Genomic DNA, 16,316 nt, shown 5'->3' on the forward strand with positions numbered 1-16,316 from the left:
TGAAAAAATATGTATATGACCATAAAAGAAATTGTAGATGCAGCTAATAAAAGGCAAAAACCAATTTATGAATTGGCAATCGAACAGGAAATCGAACAAACTAGAACTTCTTATGAAGAAATTTGGAGTAAAATGGAAAGAAATTTAGCAACTATGGAAAATTCCATAAATAAAAGTACCGAGGGCGACGGGGTATTTTCTCCGACCGGTTTAAGCGGAGGTGATGCTGTTAAAATAAAAAAATATCGAGAAAGAGGAAAAACTCTTTCTGGAGATTTGATGGTGTTAGGGGTTCAAAGTGCTATCGGTGTTAATGAAGTAAATGCTTCATTAGGGGCTATTTGTGCAACTCCAACAGCAGGTGCGAGTGGGACGATCCCGGGAGTCTTATTTAGTATTAAAGATACGTTGCAGTTAAGCCATGAAGATATGGTCCATTTCCTATTCACTTCAGCTTTATTTGGAATGATAGTCGCAAATAATGCTTGTATTTCAGGAGCGTACGGCGGATGTCAAGCTGAAGTAGGCAGTGCCTCAGCAATGGCGGCTGCAGCAGCGGTAGAAGCTGCCGGGGGAACGCCACAGCAATCTTCTGAAGCTTTCTCAACCGCATTACAAAATTTACTCGGTTTAGTTTGTGATCCGGTCGCTGGTTTGGTAGAAATCCCTTGTGTAAAGAGAAACGCTATTGGGACGGCAAATGCTTTAGTAGCAGCGGACATTGCATTAGCCGGCGTAAACAATATCATCAATGCGGACGAAGTTATTGAAGCGATGTATAGAGTTGGAAGACAGATGCCTCGCGAATTAAGAGAGACAGGTTTAGGCGGAATTGCGGCTACACCTACAGGGATTACCATTAAAAGTAAAATTTTTGGAGAAATCCAAGTAAACAATAAATAGTTATTGGAAACATTACGAAATAGCTAACAATTCTATTCTCTATTGTTCTCCTATTAAAAATATACTACTATACAATTAAAATGTTTTGTGAACGCTAACAAATCCATCAGGTTGGTGGCTAGCAAGTTTTCCGATTTTGATCAACTTAGAAGAAGGACACATGATGTGGCGCACCTTGTAAGCAATTCATTTTTCAAGAATGATCTATATTCCTATGCCTTAGCAAGAGACGTAAGAACAGGATACAAGGAGGAATTATTATATGAATGGGAATGCTGCAAAAAAAGTAGAATTTCAACCTGAAAATACTGAAGTAAAAAATGGGAAATATCCAGACCCTAAAAAGTGGCATAAACAGGATACTACCTGGGCATTGAGCCTTTTTGGAACAGCAATTGGAGCAGGAGTACTCTTTTTACCTATTAATGCAGGTTCAGGTGGTTTATTGTCATTACTGTTAATTACTATACTTGCATTTCCTGTAATGTATTTTTCACATAGGGCGCTTGCTAAAATGATAAACGCCTCCAATGCTGGAAATGATGGGATTACAGGTACAATAAGGGAGTATTTCGGAAATAAGGCAAGTATAATTTTTAACATAGTATATTTCTGCTCAATTTATACTATTGTGCTGATGTATTCAGTTGCACTTACAAATACGGCAAATAGTTTTATCGTGCATCAATTACACATGGCGGAGCCTCCAAGGGCCATTTTATCGCTTGTATTAGTACTCGGTCTTATAGCTATACTGAATTTTGGTCAAGATATTACTGTAAAAATAATGAGCATGCTAGTATATCCTTTTATAGTTTCTCTACTTTTTATCGCAATATCTTTGATTCCACAGTGGAATACGTCAATGCTTAGTTTTTCAAGTGTTTCTACTGCTTCAACAGGATCGGGATATTTTGGAACGATATTGATGATACTACCAATCATCGTATTCTCGTTTAATCATTCTCCTATTATTTCGTCATTTGTTACGAAACAGAGAGCTACCTATGGAACATTAGCTTCTGATGCCAAATGTGCTCAAATACAAAAAGTTTGTTATATCATGACATTCGCTGTTGTTATGTTCTTTGTTTGGAGCAGTGTCATGAGTTTGACTCCAAATGATCTTATAATGGCAAAAGAACAGAACTTGTCAATTCTATCATATCTTGCTAATCGGCTTAATTCGCCTCTAATCACTATTGCAGCTCCTATCATTGCTTTTATGGCCATAACAAAGTCCTTCCTTGGCCATTATATAGGAGCATATGAGGTAATGCGTGACGTGATTATCAAGTTCAGTAAAACACGCGGAAAAAATGTAGAAGAAAAAACAGTTAAGACAATGATCCTTGCTTTTGTCGTATTATCATGCTGGTATGTTGCTTATGCAAATCCAAGTATTCTTGGAATCATTGATTCCCTTAGCGGTCCGTTAGTTGCTGCTATCTTATGTCTATTACCAATGTATGCGATCCGTAAAGTACCAGTACTAGCTAAATACAGAGGGAAAATAAGCAATGTATTTGTCATTGTTATAGGTTTACTTACTGTCCTAGCAAGTATTATGTCATTATTCTAATTCACTATCGTTGGTTCTAGTGTAAAAATAGCGAGTTATGAAAAAGAACGAAAGATTCCTAGATATATCTTTTTTGGACAAACTTCTCACCTTGGAGAGTTTGTCCTTTTTTGTTCATAATTATGTTATCGACTAATGTTTTGCTCAAAGGGCATAATTGTAAAGAGAAATTCTATATCTCAAGAACGATCTAGGCACTCTTCCGATGGAAAATATTATAAATGGATAGCGTACAATATTCGTTGTGCAATATGTAAAATGAACTAAAAAGAAGCTTTTGCCTTTATTTTAGTTATTTAAGGATATTTTTTCAACTCCTTTTTATGAATATATACCCATAACATATCTTTTAAGCAGTCTTTCACATAGTCGAGGGCTGCTTTTTGCTTTTGGCTAACCGTATGGAGGTATCGTTGTGTCGTGTTGATGTGGGAGTGTCCCAGATCTTCTGTATCTGCTGTAACGATGCACCCTGAATCAGGGTCAATGTAGCGTTTGTGCGGCGAAACCAGTGAGGGGTTATCTTTTGCGATTATGACTTGCCTTTAAAAAAAACCATCCTCATCCAAGTTGGGTTCGGGCTAGGCGAATAGCCTTTTGCCTTGCAGGGACACTTAATTCGAAAAGAGGCGCATATTAGCCAGCCTTTTATTGCATACGGGCTTATATTTGTTGAAATGAACCCTACGGATCAGGAGAGGCTGATGTACTGTATCAATTAGCTTGTTTTAAAACAGGAAAACCTCACAATATCTGTGGTATAAAAAAGCTGCGATCGCCTTTATCTGGCCATTCCCGTATGTGGATGGACAGGAGCCGTCGGGATTGGATGACAAAGACGATCGTGACTATTTATTGCCCGCTATACGGGTTGATACGGTAGGTCTGTGAAAACTCACCTAATCCGTCGAAGAGCTTGTCCACCAGATAGGCAGGATCATACAACATACGACCTGATCCCAGATCACGATAGTTCTCGAAGCTCCAGCCCCATGGCGCATTGGCGGCGTTAGCGCCCTTGAACGTGCCGTAGCTGCTCCACAGATCCTTTGTGAAGTCGTTCCGCAGCGGCCACAGCGAGCTTTCCAACGGGATCAGCTCGTAGCCCATACGCTTTCTGTTGTCAAAATTGCCGATTTTGGATGTCCCATAGCTGTCCACCGGAATCGTTAAGATTCACCGGTGATCCGGATTTGCCTTTGGCACCTTTACCGTTGTAAGGCTTGAGTGCATGTCCAAAATCACCTTCCGATTCGAGGAAGGACTCGTCATTTTGCGCGCTGTACACCAAAGGGTGAACGCCGGAGGCGTCCGTTTCGGTGGTGAAGCTGCTGTCATAGTCAAACCGAGTCTATTCCAGGATCATACAACCGCTTTGTTGGCGGGACCGTACATACCCAGCTTGGCGTGTCTTGGCATTAAGGCCAGTTCCAGCTCACCATTTGGATTAGCAACTTTGGTGCCGTCTTTTTTGGCTGTGCCCGGCTTGCGGATCGTGAACATCATGCCTTATATATCATTTTCATGATCTCCCAACGTTCCACGTGGATCATGCGTTGCGTAGAACAGATTGTAGCCGATGAAACAGTGGGTATTTGATTCCACAAGCGACCAGTATTCCGCAAGCCTGGATTGCTCGAATGCGCTCAGACCTGCTGCTGCTTTAGACGGAGCCACGGCGGGTGCGACCAGGGTCGCCCCCAGAATGATAACGGCTGCTAATGCTTTGCTCCCTTTTTTCATTTTTTTCCAGAGCTGACGATATACGGTTTTCTCTTTCTGCGAAGAATACCAGCCTGTCCACTGTTTTCGCCTTCACCCCGCTGTACCGGGAAAACGGTCCCCTGTGATCAAACATCAGGTAAGGTTCAAATCGCAGCCATAAAGGAGTGTTGTTATCGGTTACATTCATGGCGATGAACGCGTTAATTTTGAGAAAAAATAAAAAAGTGTCATCTCCACAAAAGTATATACATATAATTTAAATGTATAGACAAATTTAAAAAACGGATTTATAATTACTTTGAAAACGTTTTCTGGCAAACGTTTCTAGTCGTTAGCATTCCAATCAGACATGAAGGGAAGGAACAATGATGAAAAAAATTTTACTGGCGTGCAGCTCAGGTATGTCCACAAGCTTGCTGGTTACCAAGATGCAGGATTATGCCAAGTCCATTGGAGACGAGGCTGAAATTTGGGCAGTAGGCCAAGATCAGGCAGCAGAAGACATGGCTAAGGCTGATGCGGTATTGATTGGCCCGCAAATGAGTTTTCTTAAAGGACAGCTGGAAAAGGAAGCAGCTCAATATGGTATTCATGTAGAAGTGATTGACATGATGGCATACGGAATGGTTGACGGTAAGAAAGCCTATGAACAGGCGACGAAACTGGTGGAACGTAAAAATGGATAAAGTAAACATAGCCGAGCTGTCGGAAGAACAAATTAGTTTTCAACTTATTCTTCATAGTGGAAGCGCTCGCAGTAAAGTAATTCAAGCGCTGACCGAATACCGGAATGAGAATGCGGAAGGTGCGGACGAACTGCTCAAGCAGGCAAAGCAGGATTTGCGTGCAGCGCATGATATTCATTTTCAGATGGTCAAGAAGGAAGCCGAGGGAACCCCAACTTCATTATCGCTCCTTCTGATGCATGCTGAGGATCATCTGATGTCCACGGTTACTATGAAGGATTTGGTTCAAGAGCTGCTGGAGCTGTTCAAATCCAGAAAGTTATAGCTGGACCTGTAGGTTTGTGAAAATTGTGACATGAAATACTTACAACCATTTGATGCAAGTCACTTCGCGGGGAGGAATAGGCTTTGTTTGAGAAATTAAGCCGGATACTGATACCTATTGCCGGTAAACTGAACAACAACCGCTATCTTACTGTACTGCGTGATGCATTTATGCTGTCATTTCCGTTAACGGTTTTTGGTTCTATTATCGTTGTTATTATCAATCTGCCGTTTCTAAAAGGGTGGATGGGCGAGAGCAATCTGACGACTTTTCAGAATCTGCTGAATATTGCGCCTAATGCCACACTGAATATCATGACCTTATTCGTGGTCGTCGGGATTGGCTATTATCTATCCCGAAGTTATAAGGTCGAGCCCATATTCGGCGGCATGATCGCCTTGGCGAGCTTCTTGATGCTCACCCCATTCGTGCTGACTCAAGAAAGCGGTACCACGATTGCTGGTGTCATTCCGGTCGACCGGATCGGAGCCAAGGGCATGTTCCTCGGCATGATCGTCGCTTTTATAGCGGGTGAGATTTACCGGAGAGTGACGCAGCGGAACTTTATCATTAAAATGCCTCCAGGCGTTCCGCCGGCAGTTGCCAAATCGTTTGCCGCTTTGCTTCCGGCGTGTATCACATTGGGCATATTTTTGATTATCAATGTTGTAGTTACCCTGACGCTTCACAATAATCTGCATGATTTGATCTATCATGCTGTACAGGCACCATTGGTGCACTTGGGCAGTGGTATTATACCGACATTGATTGCTATTTTCTTTGTCCAGCTCTTATGGTTCTTTGGGCTTCATGGTCAAATTATTATCAACTCGGTCATGGACCCGATCTGGAATACGCTGGCACTTGAAAACTATGAAGCGTACTCCAAAGGAGCGGAACTGCCGCATATTATCACCAAGCAGTTTGTCGATATTTATACAGTAGGTATCGGTGGTACAGGTATGACGCTGGCTGTGGTGCTCACGATTCTGATTTTCCTGAAGAGCAAGCAATTGAAGCAGGTCAGTAAACTGGCCCTTGGACCAGGCCTGTTTAATGTCAACGAACCCGTCATATTCGGTCTGCCGATTGTGATGAATCCGCTTATTTTCGTTCCATGGGTCATTTCTCCCATGATCATTACGCTGATTACTTACTTTGCCATGTCCACGGGTATTGTACCGCCGCCAAACGGGATACTGGTTCCTTGGACGATGCCGTTGTTCTTTAGTGGAATGATGGGTACGGGCTCCCTGATGGGTGGCGTGCTGCAACTGTTTAATATGGCTGTCGTCTTTGTGATCTGGTTCCCGTTCCTGAAATTTATCGACCGGATCAACGTTCGTAAAGAGCAGGAAGAGGAGCTTAGCCAAGCGGCCCTTGCAGGTAAGGATCAAACTGTTGGAATGTAACATGAGTGAGCTGCTGAATTAGCAGCTTGTTCATTGCAAAAGAGAGAGGAGTAGAGCTGTGAATCATACCGAAATGAAAGATATAAAGAAGCAAACGATTCAATACCGTTTTCCGTCCGACTTCTGGTGGGGTTCATCGGCTTCGGCTACCCAGACAGAAGGAACCGTGGAGGGAGACGGCAAAGGACCAAACATTTGGGATTATTGGTTTGAGCAGGAGCCGAACCGTTTCTATGACGGGGTCGGCCCTGCCGATACATCCCGTTTCTATACCCGTTACAAAGAGGATATTGCACTCATGAAAGAGCTTGGCCACAACTCTTTCCGGTTCTCTATTTCCTGGTCGCGCCTGTTTCCGGCGGGAAGAGGTGCAATGAACCAGCAGGCGGTTCAATTTTATAATTCCGTCATTGAAGAATTGCGGCAGGCGGATATTGAGCCGTTTGTGAACCTGTATCATTTTGACTTGCCGATGGCTTTACAAGAAAAGGGAGGGTGGGTGAACCGAGAGACAGTCGAAGCCTACGTGGATTACGCTAACACTTGCTTTGAGCTGTTCGGGGATCGTGTAGCCAAATGGTTTACACATAACGAGCCTATTGTCCCGGTGGAAGGCGGCTATCTGTACGATTTCCATTATCCGAATATCGTGGATTTCAGCAAAGCTGTACAGGTTGGGTATCATACCCTGTTATCGAGCGCAAGTGTCATTAAGGCTTACAAAGAAGGGGGCTACAAGGGCAAAATCGGTATTATTTTGAACCTGACCCCGACCTATCCGCGTAGTCAGCACCCTGCAGACGTGCGAGCCGCTGAAATATGTGATGCGTTCTTTAACCGTTCCTTTTTAGACCCATCTGTGACGGGAGAATTCAATCCTTTGCTTGTGGAGCTGTTACGCCAAGAGGGCTTTTTACCGTTAATGGAAGACGGAGATCGGGAGATTATACGCAAGGGCACGGTTGATCTGCTGGGCATTAACTATTATCAGCCGCGTAGAGTCAAGGCCCGTGAAAGCCTGCCGAATCCGGACGCACCTTTTGTGCCGGAGCGTTTCTTCGATTATTACGTCATGCCTGGCCGCAAAATGAATGAAATGCGAGGCTGGGAAATCTATGAGAAGGGGATTTACGATATTCTGACCAATGTCAGACAGAATTACGGCAACATTGAATGCTTCATTTCAGAAAATGGAATGGGCGTCCAAGGCGAGGAAAAATTCAGGGATGAGAACGGCATGATCCACGATGACTATCGCATTGATTTTATTCGTGAGCATCTAAAATGGGTTCAACGGGCCATCTCGGAAGGGTCCAATGTGAAAGGCTACCACCTATGGACGTTTATGGACAACTGGTCCTGGTCGAACGCTTATAAAAATCGCTATGGGTTTGTGTCTGTCGATCTTCAGGACGGAGGCAAAAGATCCGTTAAACAGAGTGGATACTGGTTCAAACAGGTGATCGAAAATAACGGATTCTAAGGTGGTCCTCTGGGCCGCCTTTTTTTCTTCATCATTCGAAACTGAGCTACCCTGTATACCGCTGGTGAGAAAGTATATTGTCCGGTATACTATTTATACCGTGACGCCTTGACGTCCCGCCTGCAGAACAAAGAGAACCGGCACTACCGATGTTTTTTGGTAAACTGCTGATATAAAACAATTTTAGTACAGGTGGTAGACAGATGAACAAATATGAACGGATTGCACAAGAGGTCAAGCAGCGTATTATGGATAAAACCTATAACGTTGATGATCCGATCCCCGATGAAATTTCATTGGCAAATGAATTCCAGGTAAGTCGGATGACGATCAAGAGGGCATTGGATACGTTGGTGTTGGAAGGGCTGTTGAATCGTAAAAGAGGACACGGAACCTTTATCGTCAAATCGGTCCACAATGACCCGGTTAACGTCGTCGTGAATGAAATGCTGGGGCTGACAAACGTACTGAACGGAAAAGAAATCAAAAATAAGATCGTAGCCTTTGACGTTCAATTTCCATCTGAAGAGGTAGCGGCTCATCTATTTATTGATGTCAATTCTCCTGTATATCATGTGATTCGTCTTCGTATTGTGGAGGGCGAGCCCTATGTTATCGAGCGCACGTACATGCCCACGAAGCTGATCAGCGGTATTACCGAGCAGGTGCTGTACGGCTCGGTGTACAAACATATTAAAGAGGAACTGGGCCTGAATATTGTCGGTTCACATCGTACAATCCGCGCGTCCAAGTCGACTGGGCTGGATCGGGAGCATTTGGACTGTGCAGCGGATGATCCAATATTGGAAATTGAGCAGGTGGGTTATCTGGATACGGGTATACCATTTGAATATTCATTCTCGCGGCATCGGTATGATAAATTTGTGTTTACCACAGTGAATCGGATGCGTTAATCGAGTACCTGGAGAGCGAATGGTAAAGTAAATCAACATGGCAGAAGAAGTCTATGCTACAGGGCTTTTTCTGCCATCATTTTTAATGAAAGATTAATTTCCGAGCAATCTGACTTCATGCACCGTTGGGGTATACCAGTTGTTTGGATTATTAAACAACACTGCATTTACAAGATTGATGCGCACATAACGGGCTCGGAAATTTACTTTGTCACTGGTAAAACCATACGAGGTATTGCCAGTGCGGTCAATAGTGGAATAGGTAACCCCATCTGTGCTGTATTCAATTTTATATTTGTAATACGCCTCAGATCCTTTATACATAAACCATGAAATATCTACTTCGTTGATCATTTTTGTACTGCCCAAATCGACCTGCCACCAAGCGGGCCAGGATGCAGATGCTGCCTTCCACGAGGTTTGGGCGTTGCCGTCGTTCGCCAGTGAAGCCGGAGAAGTGGATGCGGCCGAGCTGGCCATCGCCGCTTTGCCCTGCGCGTGATTCACTAGAGACGGCAGGCTTACCGTGCCTGTTGACGCATCCAGATCCCAGCTGCTGTACCAGTTCAGGGTTGCTGTTTTATTGGAGTCATTTAGCGTCAGCGGCAGCCAAATGAATTTGTGGTCACTCAAATTGAGCGGGTTCCAGCGGTCCCCCATATAGATGTAGCTGGTTCCTGCGCTGCCCGTAATCGTAGCGATGGAGTGAATTTGCGAGCCATAGGCTGCCGGATCACCGAAGGGCGACAGCGCAGACCAGCTTCCAGTCATGGAGCTGGCGATTGCATAGGAGCCCTGATTTGGGTACCAGCCGGATGCCTGCGAGGTGAACAGGTAGTAGGTGTTGTTCTTTTTCACAACAGCAGGAGCTTCACGGTAGCCATTCTCAAAAATCCAGCTAACAAACGATTGCACGCCCGTATAATCGGCTGTCAGCTTGAAGATTGCCATCGTATCATTGGTGCCGCCGTTTTTACGAGAAGCCGTAATGAGGTAGCCGCTACCGTCGGTATCTGTGAACACCGTCATATCACGGGACTCATAATTCAGTGGGCGGAAGCTGCCCCGGTAGACAAACTTCCCGTCGGGTGTATCGCTGGTAGCGACAGCTACACGACCGAGTGAATAGTCTGTACCATTTTCATAATGCGCCCATAGTACATATTTGCCGGTGGTTTTGTTGTAAATAACCTTGGGACGTTCAATTTTGCTTGAATTTAGCTCAGGGGCGGAATCTTTGGTTAGAATGGTACTGCGGAAGGACCAGTTTTTCAGATCGGTTGAGGTATATACGTTCACTTTTTCAAATTTCCAGTTCTCGGCATGCTCGCCATACCAATAGTAAGTGGAGCCTACTTTTAGAATATTGCCGCTGTTGGCCTGTATCGGGTTGCCTGCGGTGTCTTTCCAATCCGTTCCGTTGGTAATGGCTGTGCTTGCTGTTGCGTTCAGGGATAGTTCTACATGGGGAACATCCAAACCATTCCGTGCCTGAATCGCCTCGGTTCCGTAGGTTGCATGAGTCACGCCTGTCGCATTGGCATGTGCTGCGTCGGGTTCAAGACCTGTAACGGCTATTGCGAGCATGATACACAACCATGCACCCGACCATTTGCTGCTGTTGATCCACTTCACGATATCATCTACCTCCTAATACGGATAGGATAGGCCGGAACGACTTGTCCCGTGCCTCATTTTCGATTTTATCTCAATTGGAAGTGTTTACAAGTGGAATAAATTGAAGTCTTATAACGGTGAACCAGGTTCTGGTTGAAAAGGGGAACGTCCGTCGGCTCAGGCCTATGGGTGTTCTTTTTTTGCCTGCTTGCGGAAAGGTCATTACCTACACCGGAAATGTTTATGAATGTGCGTTTTGTCATTGACATATTCGAATAATTCAAATTTAAAGTGACTGTGATCACATAAGCGGTTACTTTATGTGAGTATACTGGGCAGTAAATGGTGGATTAACAATGGGGTATGTTGAGTCGCCCTTTGTTCATCTTATTTTATAGAGAAGAGGGATACAAAGATGCTGAGTGAGCAAACGATTGCAACGATCAAATCGACTGTACCTGTTTTGGAGGTTCATGGCACTGCGATTACCAAGCGCTTTTACCAAATGATGTTCGAAGCTCATCCTGAGCTGTTGAATATATTCAATCATGCTAACCAGAAGCAAGGCCGTCAGCAAGGGGCGCTTGCCAATGCGGTATATGCGGCTGCACAGCATATCGACCGCCTGGAGGAAATCCTGCCGGTTGTGCGTCAGATTGCATACAAGCATCGCAGCTTGGGAATCCGGCCTGAGCATTATCCGATCGTCGGGAAATATTTGCTTGCTGCCATTAAGGATGTGCTGGGAGATGCGGCTACAGATGAGATCATCGCCGCATGGGCCGAGGCCTATGGTGTGATTGCCAATGTATTTATGGACGTGGAAGCAGACATGTATAAGAAAGCGGAGCAGCAGCGTGGGGGCTGGTCAGGCTTTAAAGGCTTTGTTGTGCAGAAAAAGGTCAAGGAAAGCAATGAAATTACATCCTTTTATCTGGTGCCGGAGGATGGGCAGGAGCTGCCTGCATTCGAGCCTGGGCAATATATCAGCCTAAAAATGCAGATTCCGGGTGAGCGTAACATCCACATCCGCCAATACAGCCTTTCAGATGCTCCGGGGCGGCCTTATTACCGGATATCTGTGAAGCGTGAGGATGCAACTGCCTCCCGTCCAGCGGGCAAAGTATCTGTGTACCTGCATGAGCAGGTACAAGAGGGCGATGTTGTACAGCTATCTGCACCTGCTGGTGATTTTACGCTGGACCAGGCTGATCACAGACCTGTCGTGTTCATTAGCGCTGGCGTCGGGCTAACCCCGATGGTCAGCATGCTGGCTACCTTGGTGGCGTCAGGATCGAATCGTCCTGTAACCTTTGTCCACGCAGCAGCTAGCGGTGAAAGCCACGCCTTGCGAGATGAGGTGGACAAGCTGGTCGCCGCCCATGCACAATCTGCCGCATGGTGGTGCTACAGCAAGCCAACCGAGCAGGATCGGCTGGCACAGGCCTTTCACAAGGAAGGCCGTCTAGACCTGTCCTGGCTGCAATCGATTGTGCCGGATAAGAACGCCCAATATTATTTTTGCGGTCCTGAGCCGTTCATGCAATCGGTGTATGGTCTGTTGAAGGAATGGAATATTCCTACTTCGGATATACACTATGAATTTTTTGGACCTGCCAGCGCGTGGAAAGCAGAAGCATGATAAAGACATTGAAAAAAGACAAAGGATCGCCGTCCTTCGTCTTTTTTTATTATTACAATGGGAAATCTACTCATTGAGTAGTACTTTTTATAGGTCAGATCCAACCCAAGCGGGAAAAAGCCAGTGTACGCATGGCCTTAGAGCGTACCATTAGCAGAACGTCCAACAGCTAGTCGTCTAGTTAATATGTGTAAAGGCTGATGCGTTCTCTTTTCCTGGCGAGCAGGCTCGGAGACCCTGGTATACTTGCACATACTCAAAAAGCCTGTTTCGGCATCTACATACAATTCCAGAGGATCACCAACGCCAGTATCCATTGATCTCCGCATTTCTTTAGGAATCACGATTCGGCCTAACGAATCCAAAGCGCGTGTCATACCTGTATTCTTCATCACGATACTCTCCTATTAACAAGATAAAAAGAAATAAAATAGAAGTATTTATTTTTATTCCAAAAAGTGGTACAATTATGGAAAGATAAACATTTAATTATACAATAGATTTTCCAAGTTTTTTTTATTTAAATATGCTATAAGTTAAATTTCACGCTGGAAGGGTGGTTTATTCATGGAAATCACACCTACGATTAGAGCAGAAATTGAAAAATATTTGAAGCAAAAAGGCTTGAGCATGACCGAGTTTGGACACATCATTGATTTGAATGTAGGTACGGTTAGCGGTATTGTCACAGGAAACCGTATTTTATCCGTTAACCAACTGGATCGCATTACTGTCGGGATGGAGTTGCCACCAGATCATTTTTATGAGCAGTTGAAGAGTGCATTATAGAAGAACCGCTCAACTGGCGAAGAATTAGCCCGTTTTTATATCGCTGTGTGGAGCTTGGGCGGCTGGATTGCGTGCAGCGAGTAGTCAGTCTGATGCTGGATAATCCGGCCTATCTTTCTCCACTCTTTGAGTTGGCTGAGAAGTGTTTCCAACATGAGTATATAGAAGCAGCAGCCTACCTGTATGAAAACGTAGCCGAGAGTGAAAGGCAGCAGCATTCGGAACGACTTGCTCTGTGTCGTTATCGCTTGTTCTCCATTGCGATCGGAAAGGATCAAAATCTGAATCTCGAAGCCGCAGCCCAATTTGAGCCCTATGTCCATCGTTTGGATGAGATCGATCAACTGGATGCCCTAAAGGATTTGGTGAATGTGTACAGATCATGAGCCAATGGGACAAGGTATATGCATTTTCTAAGAAAATGGGCGAGCTAGGACAAATCCAATATGATTTGGTTCATAACTCCAAGCGAACAGGAACAGAATCGCTAAAGAAACTTAGCAGACCGCTTTTTGTGTACATAGCCTATGCCGAACTAATGTGTGCCAATGCCTGTGATGCGAAGGGAGATCATAAGCAGGCGCTAGAACATCTCCGCGGTTATACTGATCTAAGCTGGGTGCAGGAGACGGACCCGGATTCACTTTACTGGAAAGGTCAATTTCAGCGTTGGGCGAAAATTAATACATATGTCAACAGACTTATGTCTGGAGATGTGAGTGTCCTGCCAGATTACGTAGAGTATATGGCGGGCGAACAGCACATTTTTAACGAACTCTTGAATGTTATTGAAGTCGCTAATCGCTGCAACATAGATGTAGATCATATTCTCCAACGTTTTGAATCCCAAATTGCAGCGTACCAGGAATCGTCCTCTATCGAAAAATACTCACAACAATTTCTACTACAGCAGCGTGCGCGGTTTTGTTACAAGCTGGCTAAATACAGTCTCAATAAAGGTAGATATCTATATGGTTTTAAATGTTTAATAGACGCTTTTGAAAAAGCTACTGCAATTAATCATACGCTACTTATTTCCAATTGTTCGGGTTTGTTTGAGCGTTTCAGAGCGTATGCTGATCCTGAAATACTGACTCGGTACGACATGTGGGAAAGCAATGATCAAAAAGATGGCTTTGCTATTGGTAGCAACGTGCTTAGAGCTGGTATTCGCATTACCAGTTCTGGCTAACACCCCAGCTCACGGCACAGTCACACTGCAAGAACACATTGGTGGAGCTTGATTCACTATTTTAAAGTTCGACCTATTGCCATTGACCAGTCTTTAGGCTGGTCTTCTTTTTGCTTTATTTTGAATATTTTAGCTGAAAAATGGTGGTCTCTAATAGGACATGCCCCCTTAAAATGAGATTCATGAGGAGGGAATACATAATGGACACAGATACAACGTTACATCAACAATTGGAAAGCGCACGGCAACGGCTACATGATTTGTATAAGCAGTATGGCTTTGGACACCCTTGTGTACTTGAACAGTCTGTGTTGTTGGACGAACTGATTAATCAATACAATCGTATGTTTCAGACCAACCTGGTGTGACCCGAAATCCATCATGCTTGTAGTTCTCTATGCAAAAATAATTCTTTTTTCACGCAACGGAATTTATTATTCTATAAAATGTCTTATTTGATAGCTACATACATACTCATGTAAATTAAATGTAATAAATCACTTGACAGGAAGATATCTGCGATGGATTAGAGGAACGTAACAGTATCAATTATCATGCGAATATCGGAAAATTTTTATATTTATATGCGCTAATACGGAATCTCAAATAAAGGAATATATCGTTATAATTTACATTGTAACATTTCCCAAAAAATATAAATGAATGGGCGGTGGTGTGTAGTTAGAAAAGTAATCATAGTCCCGCTCCAATATTATATGTTATGAACTGTTTTCGGATGTACTTGATTTTGGATGTTTAATCCCTATTTGCAGTGAAACAAACTTGAACAAGTTAGTTATTAAACTAAAGGTCACTTCTCTAGGAAAGCGGATTCATATATACGAAATCACTTGAAATTTTCGTGGAAAAATAGAAATCAGTGATATAATTGAAATTGGAATAATTTACATTAATTTAGAATTTTATGTATAAAAGTTCTGCATGATTTTGATCCTGGCATGCTTCACATGAACGAGTGTACACTTCCTATTCACTTCAACCGTGTATGGGGATTTGTATAAATATCATTTAACAAGGTATTTAAGCAACTTGTTTGGAGAGGAGGCTTGGCTGTGAAAATGTAGTGGTATACGAAGCAAGATCAATCGGGAGAGTGATCGGGTCATGAGCAGCGAAAGTGCACCCATGACCTAGTGTGAGCATCAGGTAGGATTTAAGAGTGTCCGGTCAAGAAGGGAGGAGATATAAGTGCCTGGATAATGAATTGATGGACAATCTATTTTTTTTCGTCATGATCCTTCCAATAAAAAAAGATACAAAGAAAGATTAAGATAAGTGGGAATAAGTAAAAAGCATCATTAAATCCTGCGGAATGGGTGACTCTTAAATAGTATAAGAGCCAAAACATAGACATGCTTGCTATTAAAGCTATGGTGCCGCTCACGGAATACATGTATATCTCTCCTTTATGAAGTGTGATAAAACGCCTGCAAAACAGATACTAATGTTATCATTATAAGCAAATATATGCCCAAGAGGAAATCTTATGAAAAAATTTGCGATTATTCTTTCTGCTTTACTGCTTTTTGTTGTAGGTGCTCCTAACATTTATGCAGCACAAGATGATACAACAGTTCCCCAACCCGATATTGTTTCTGCGACTATTGTGGTCGATCGAGCCTATAAAACTGTTCCTCTGGATAACAGCGCTGTAGTGTCCTTTTTGACAAAAGAAGAAAGATTATGATTCATACGTAGCTGCTTCAAATGATAGAAATACCACAGTCCAGTTAGAAGCTGTCGACTCTGTAATACGGCCTTCGAGTACCCATATTGAGAACACGTTTATTTCAGGTACTACAAGAGATCACCAATTTATCAATTATCATGAGGAGACTCCTTATTGGGCCAAAGCAAGTAATTATACAGTTACTAGAGCAAAGACATATAACGCTTCTACTACGCTAAAATACGACGATGTATCTTTTACTGTCGGAGTTTCTTACTCGTATTCAGTAGCGACGCAAATCCCGGCAGACCCGAGTAGATTTAGTAGACTAGGGGTTTCGGCTGACTTAACTCTTA

At 43.6% G+C, this 16,316-nt stretch carries 15 protein-coding genes and 3 pseudogenes; 11 read left to right on the plus strand and 7 right to left on the minus strand.

The window, feature by feature from the left end:
* The first annotated feature begins 9 nt into the window (after nucleotides 1-9).
* Nucleotides 10-903 (plus strand): L-serine ammonia-lyase, iron-sulfur-dependent, subunit alpha, encoded by an 894-nt coding sequence (gene sdaAA / locus JO375_RS09045; RefSeq protein ID WP_229524155.1) that lies wholly within the window; start codon nucleotides 10-12, stop codon nucleotides 901-903.
* A 262-nt stretch (nucleotides 904-1,165) separates the two neighbouring features.
* Nucleotides 1,166-2,485, plus strand: coding sequence for an aromatic amino acid transport family protein (locus JO375_RS09050; RefSeq protein ID WP_229524156.1), 1,320 nt, complete (start codon nucleotides 1,166-1,168; stop codon nucleotides 2,483-2,485).
* A gap of 296 nt (nucleotides 2,486-2,781) precedes the next feature.
* On the opposite strand, the pseudogene JO375_RS09055 reads toward JO375_RS09050, so the two are convergent.
* The 5 genes and pseudogenes from JO375_RS09055 to JO375_RS09075 all read right to left on the minus strand — a co-directional run.
* Nucleotides 2,782-3,017: pseudogene (locus JO375_RS09055) on the minus strand (tyrosine-type recombinase/integrase); the annotation flags it as partial.
* Between the two features lie 320 nt (nucleotides 3,018-3,337).
* A complete protein-coding gene (locus tag JO375_RS09060) occupies nucleotides 3,338-3,595 on the minus strand; it encodes a hypothetical protein (protein WP_229524157.1) in 258 nt (85 codons plus the stop codon).
* Nucleotides 3,596-3,608: 13 nt separating this feature from the next.
* Complete coding sequence (locus tag JO375_RS09065; RefSeq protein WP_229524158.1) at nucleotides 3,609-3,776, minus strand: hypothetical protein; 168 nt, start codon at nucleotides 3,774-3,776, stop codon at nucleotides 3,609-3,611.
* Nucleotides 3,777-3,847: 71 nt separating this feature from the next.
* Nucleotides 3,848-3,991, minus strand: coding sequence for a hypothetical protein (locus JO375_RS09070; RefSeq protein WP_229524159.1), 144 nt, complete (start codon nucleotides 3,989-3,991; stop codon nucleotides 3,848-3,850).
* A gap of 3 nt (nucleotides 3,992-3,994) precedes the next feature.
* Nucleotides 3,995-4,228, minus strand: coding sequence for a hypothetical protein (locus tag JO375_RS09075; RefSeq protein ID WP_229524160.1), 234 nt, complete (start codon nucleotides 4,226-4,228; stop codon nucleotides 3,995-3,997).
* Between the two features lie 350 nt (nucleotides 4,229-4,578).
* On the opposite strand from JO375_RS09075, the gene JO375_RS09080 reads away from it, so the two are divergent.
* The 5 genes from JO375_RS09080 (at nucleotide 4,579) to JO375_RS09100 (ending at nucleotide 9,030) form a co-directional block, all read left to right on the plus strand.
* Nucleotides 4,579-4,896, plus strand: a complete 318-nt coding sequence (locus JO375_RS09080; protein ID WP_229524161.1) for a PTS sugar transporter subunit IIB — start codon at nucleotides 4,579-4,581, stop codon at nucleotides 4,894-4,896.
* A complete protein-coding gene (locus JO375_RS09085) occupies nucleotides 4,889-5,221 on the plus strand; it encodes a PTS lactose/cellobiose transporter subunit IIA (protein ID WP_229524162.1) in 333 nt (110 codons plus the stop codon). The genes JO375_RS09080 and JO375_RS09085 overlap by 8 nt, the downstream gene beginning before the upstream one ends.
* Before the next feature lie 83 nt (nucleotides 5,222-5,304).
* Nucleotides 5,305-6,633, plus strand: coding sequence for a PTS cellobiose transporter subunit IIC (gene celB, locus JO375_RS09090; RefSeq protein WP_229524163.1), 1,329 nt, complete (start codon nucleotides 5,305-5,307; stop codon nucleotides 6,631-6,633).
* A 73-nt stretch (nucleotides 6,634-6,706) separates the two neighbouring features.
* Nucleotides 6,707-8,116 (plus strand): glycoside hydrolase family 1 protein, encoded by a 1,410-nt coding sequence (locus JO375_RS09095; RefSeq protein ID WP_229524249.1) that lies wholly within the window; start codon nucleotides 6,707-6,709, stop codon nucleotides 8,114-8,116.
* A 203-nt stretch (nucleotides 8,117-8,319) separates the two neighbouring features.
* Complete coding sequence (locus JO375_RS09100; RefSeq protein WP_229524164.1) at nucleotides 8,320-9,030, plus strand: GntR family transcriptional regulator; 711 nt, start codon at nucleotides 8,320-8,322, stop codon at nucleotides 9,028-9,030.
* A 93-nt stretch (nucleotides 9,031-9,123) separates the two neighbouring features.
* On the opposite strand, the gene JO375_RS09105 is transcribed toward JO375_RS09100, so the two are convergent.
* Nucleotides 9,124-10,665, minus strand: coding sequence for a family 43 glycosylhydrolase (locus JO375_RS09105; protein WP_229524165.1), 1,542 nt, complete (start codon nucleotides 10,663-10,665; stop codon nucleotides 9,124-9,126).
* Nucleotides 10,666-11,062: 397 nt separating this feature from the next.
* On the opposite strand from JO375_RS09105, the gene hmpA reads away from it, so the two are divergent.
* Nucleotides 11,063-12,289 carry an NO-inducible flavohemoprotein gene (gene hmpA / locus JO375_RS09110; RefSeq protein ID WP_229524166.1) on the plus strand — a complete coding sequence of 409 codons (1,227 nt, stop codon included), beginning with the start codon at nucleotides 11,063-11,065 and terminating at the stop codon, nucleotides 12,287-12,289.
* Nucleotides 12,290-12,519: 230 nt separating this feature from the next.
* On the opposite strand, the pseudogene JO375_RS24755 reads toward hmpA, so the two are convergent.
* A pseudogene (locus JO375_RS24755) lies at nucleotides 12,520-12,681 on the minus strand (AbrB/MazE/SpoVT family DNA-binding domain-containing protein); the annotation flags it as partial.
* 175 nt (nucleotides 12,682-12,856) lie between these two features.
* Here JO375_RS24755 and JO375_RS09120 point away from each other — a divergent pair.
* From JO375_RS09120 to JO375_RS09130, 3 genes and pseudogenes are all read left to right on the plus strand, one after another.
* Nucleotides 12,857-14,231, plus strand: a pseudogene (locus tag JO375_RS09120) (helix-turn-helix domain-containing protein); the annotation flags it as partial.
* Between the two features lie 239 nt (nucleotides 14,232-14,470).
* Nucleotides 14,471-14,638 (plus strand): aspartyl-phosphate phosphatase Spo0E family protein, encoded by a 168-nt coding sequence (locus JO375_RS09125; protein ID WP_229524168.1) that lies wholly within the window; start codon nucleotides 14,471-14,473, stop codon nucleotides 14,636-14,638.
* Between the two features lie 1,139 nt (nucleotides 14,639-15,777).
* The gene (locus JO375_RS09130; RefSeq protein ID WP_229524169.1) at nucleotides 15,778-15,978 is read left to right on the plus strand and encodes a hypothetical protein; all 201 of its coding nucleotides are present in this window, start codon (nucleotides 15,778-15,780) and stop codon (nucleotides 15,976-15,978) included.
* The last annotated feature ends 338 nt before the right edge of the window (nucleotides 15,979-16,316 follow it).

Origin of the sequence: Paenibacillus farraposensis, from assembly GCF_020736845.1 — a bacterium.
Taxonomy (GTDB): Bacteria; Bacillota; Bacilli; order Paenibacillales; family Paenibacillaceae; genus Paenibacillus; species Paenibacillus farraposensis.

Coding starts and splice junctions, on each gene's coding strand:
- JO375_RS09125 (WP_229524168.1), top strand. CDS start 14,471: ATGGACACAGATACAACGTTACATCAACAATTGGAAAGCGCACGGCAA.
- JO375_RS09095 (WP_229524249.1), top strand. CDS start 6,707: ATGAAAGATATAAAGAAGCAAACGATTCAATACCGTTTTCCGTCCGAC.
- sdaAA (WP_229524155.1), top strand. CDS start 10: ATGTATATGACCATAAAAGAAATTGTAGATGCAGCTAATAAAAGGCAA.
- JO375_RS09085 (WP_229524162.1), top strand. CDS start 4,889: ATGGATAAAGTAAACATAGCCGAGCTGTCGGAAGAACAAATTAGTTTT.
- JO375_RS09130 (WP_229524169.1), top strand. CDS start 15,778: ATGAAAAAATTTGCGATTATTCTTTCTGCTTTACTGCTTTTTGTTGTA.
- hmpA (WP_229524166.1), top strand. CDS start 11,063: ATGCTGAGTGAGCAAACGATTGCAACGATCAAATCGACTGTACCTGTT.
- JO375_RS09060 (WP_229524157.1), bottom strand. CDS start 3,595: ATGGGCTACGAGCTGATCCCGTTGGAAAGCTCGCTGTGGCCGCTGCGG.
- JO375_RS09100 (WP_229524164.1), top strand. CDS start 8,320: ATGAACAAATATGAACGGATTGCACAAGAGGTCAAGCAGCGTATTATG.
- JO375_RS09050 (WP_229524156.1), top strand. CDS start 1,166: ATGAATGGGAATGCTGCAAAAAAAGTAGAATTTCAACCTGAAAATACT.
- JO375_RS09075 (WP_229524160.1), bottom strand. CDS start 4,228: ATGAAAAAAGGGAGCAAAGCATTAGCAGCCGTTATCATTCTGGGGGCG.
- JO375_RS09070 (WP_229524159.1), bottom strand. CDS start 3,991: ATGATGTTCACGATCCGCAAGCCGGGCACAGCCAAAAAAGACGGCACC.
- JO375_RS09080 (WP_229524161.1), top strand. CDS start 4,579: ATGAAAAAAATTTTACTGGCGTGCAGCTCAGGTATGTCCACAAGCTTG.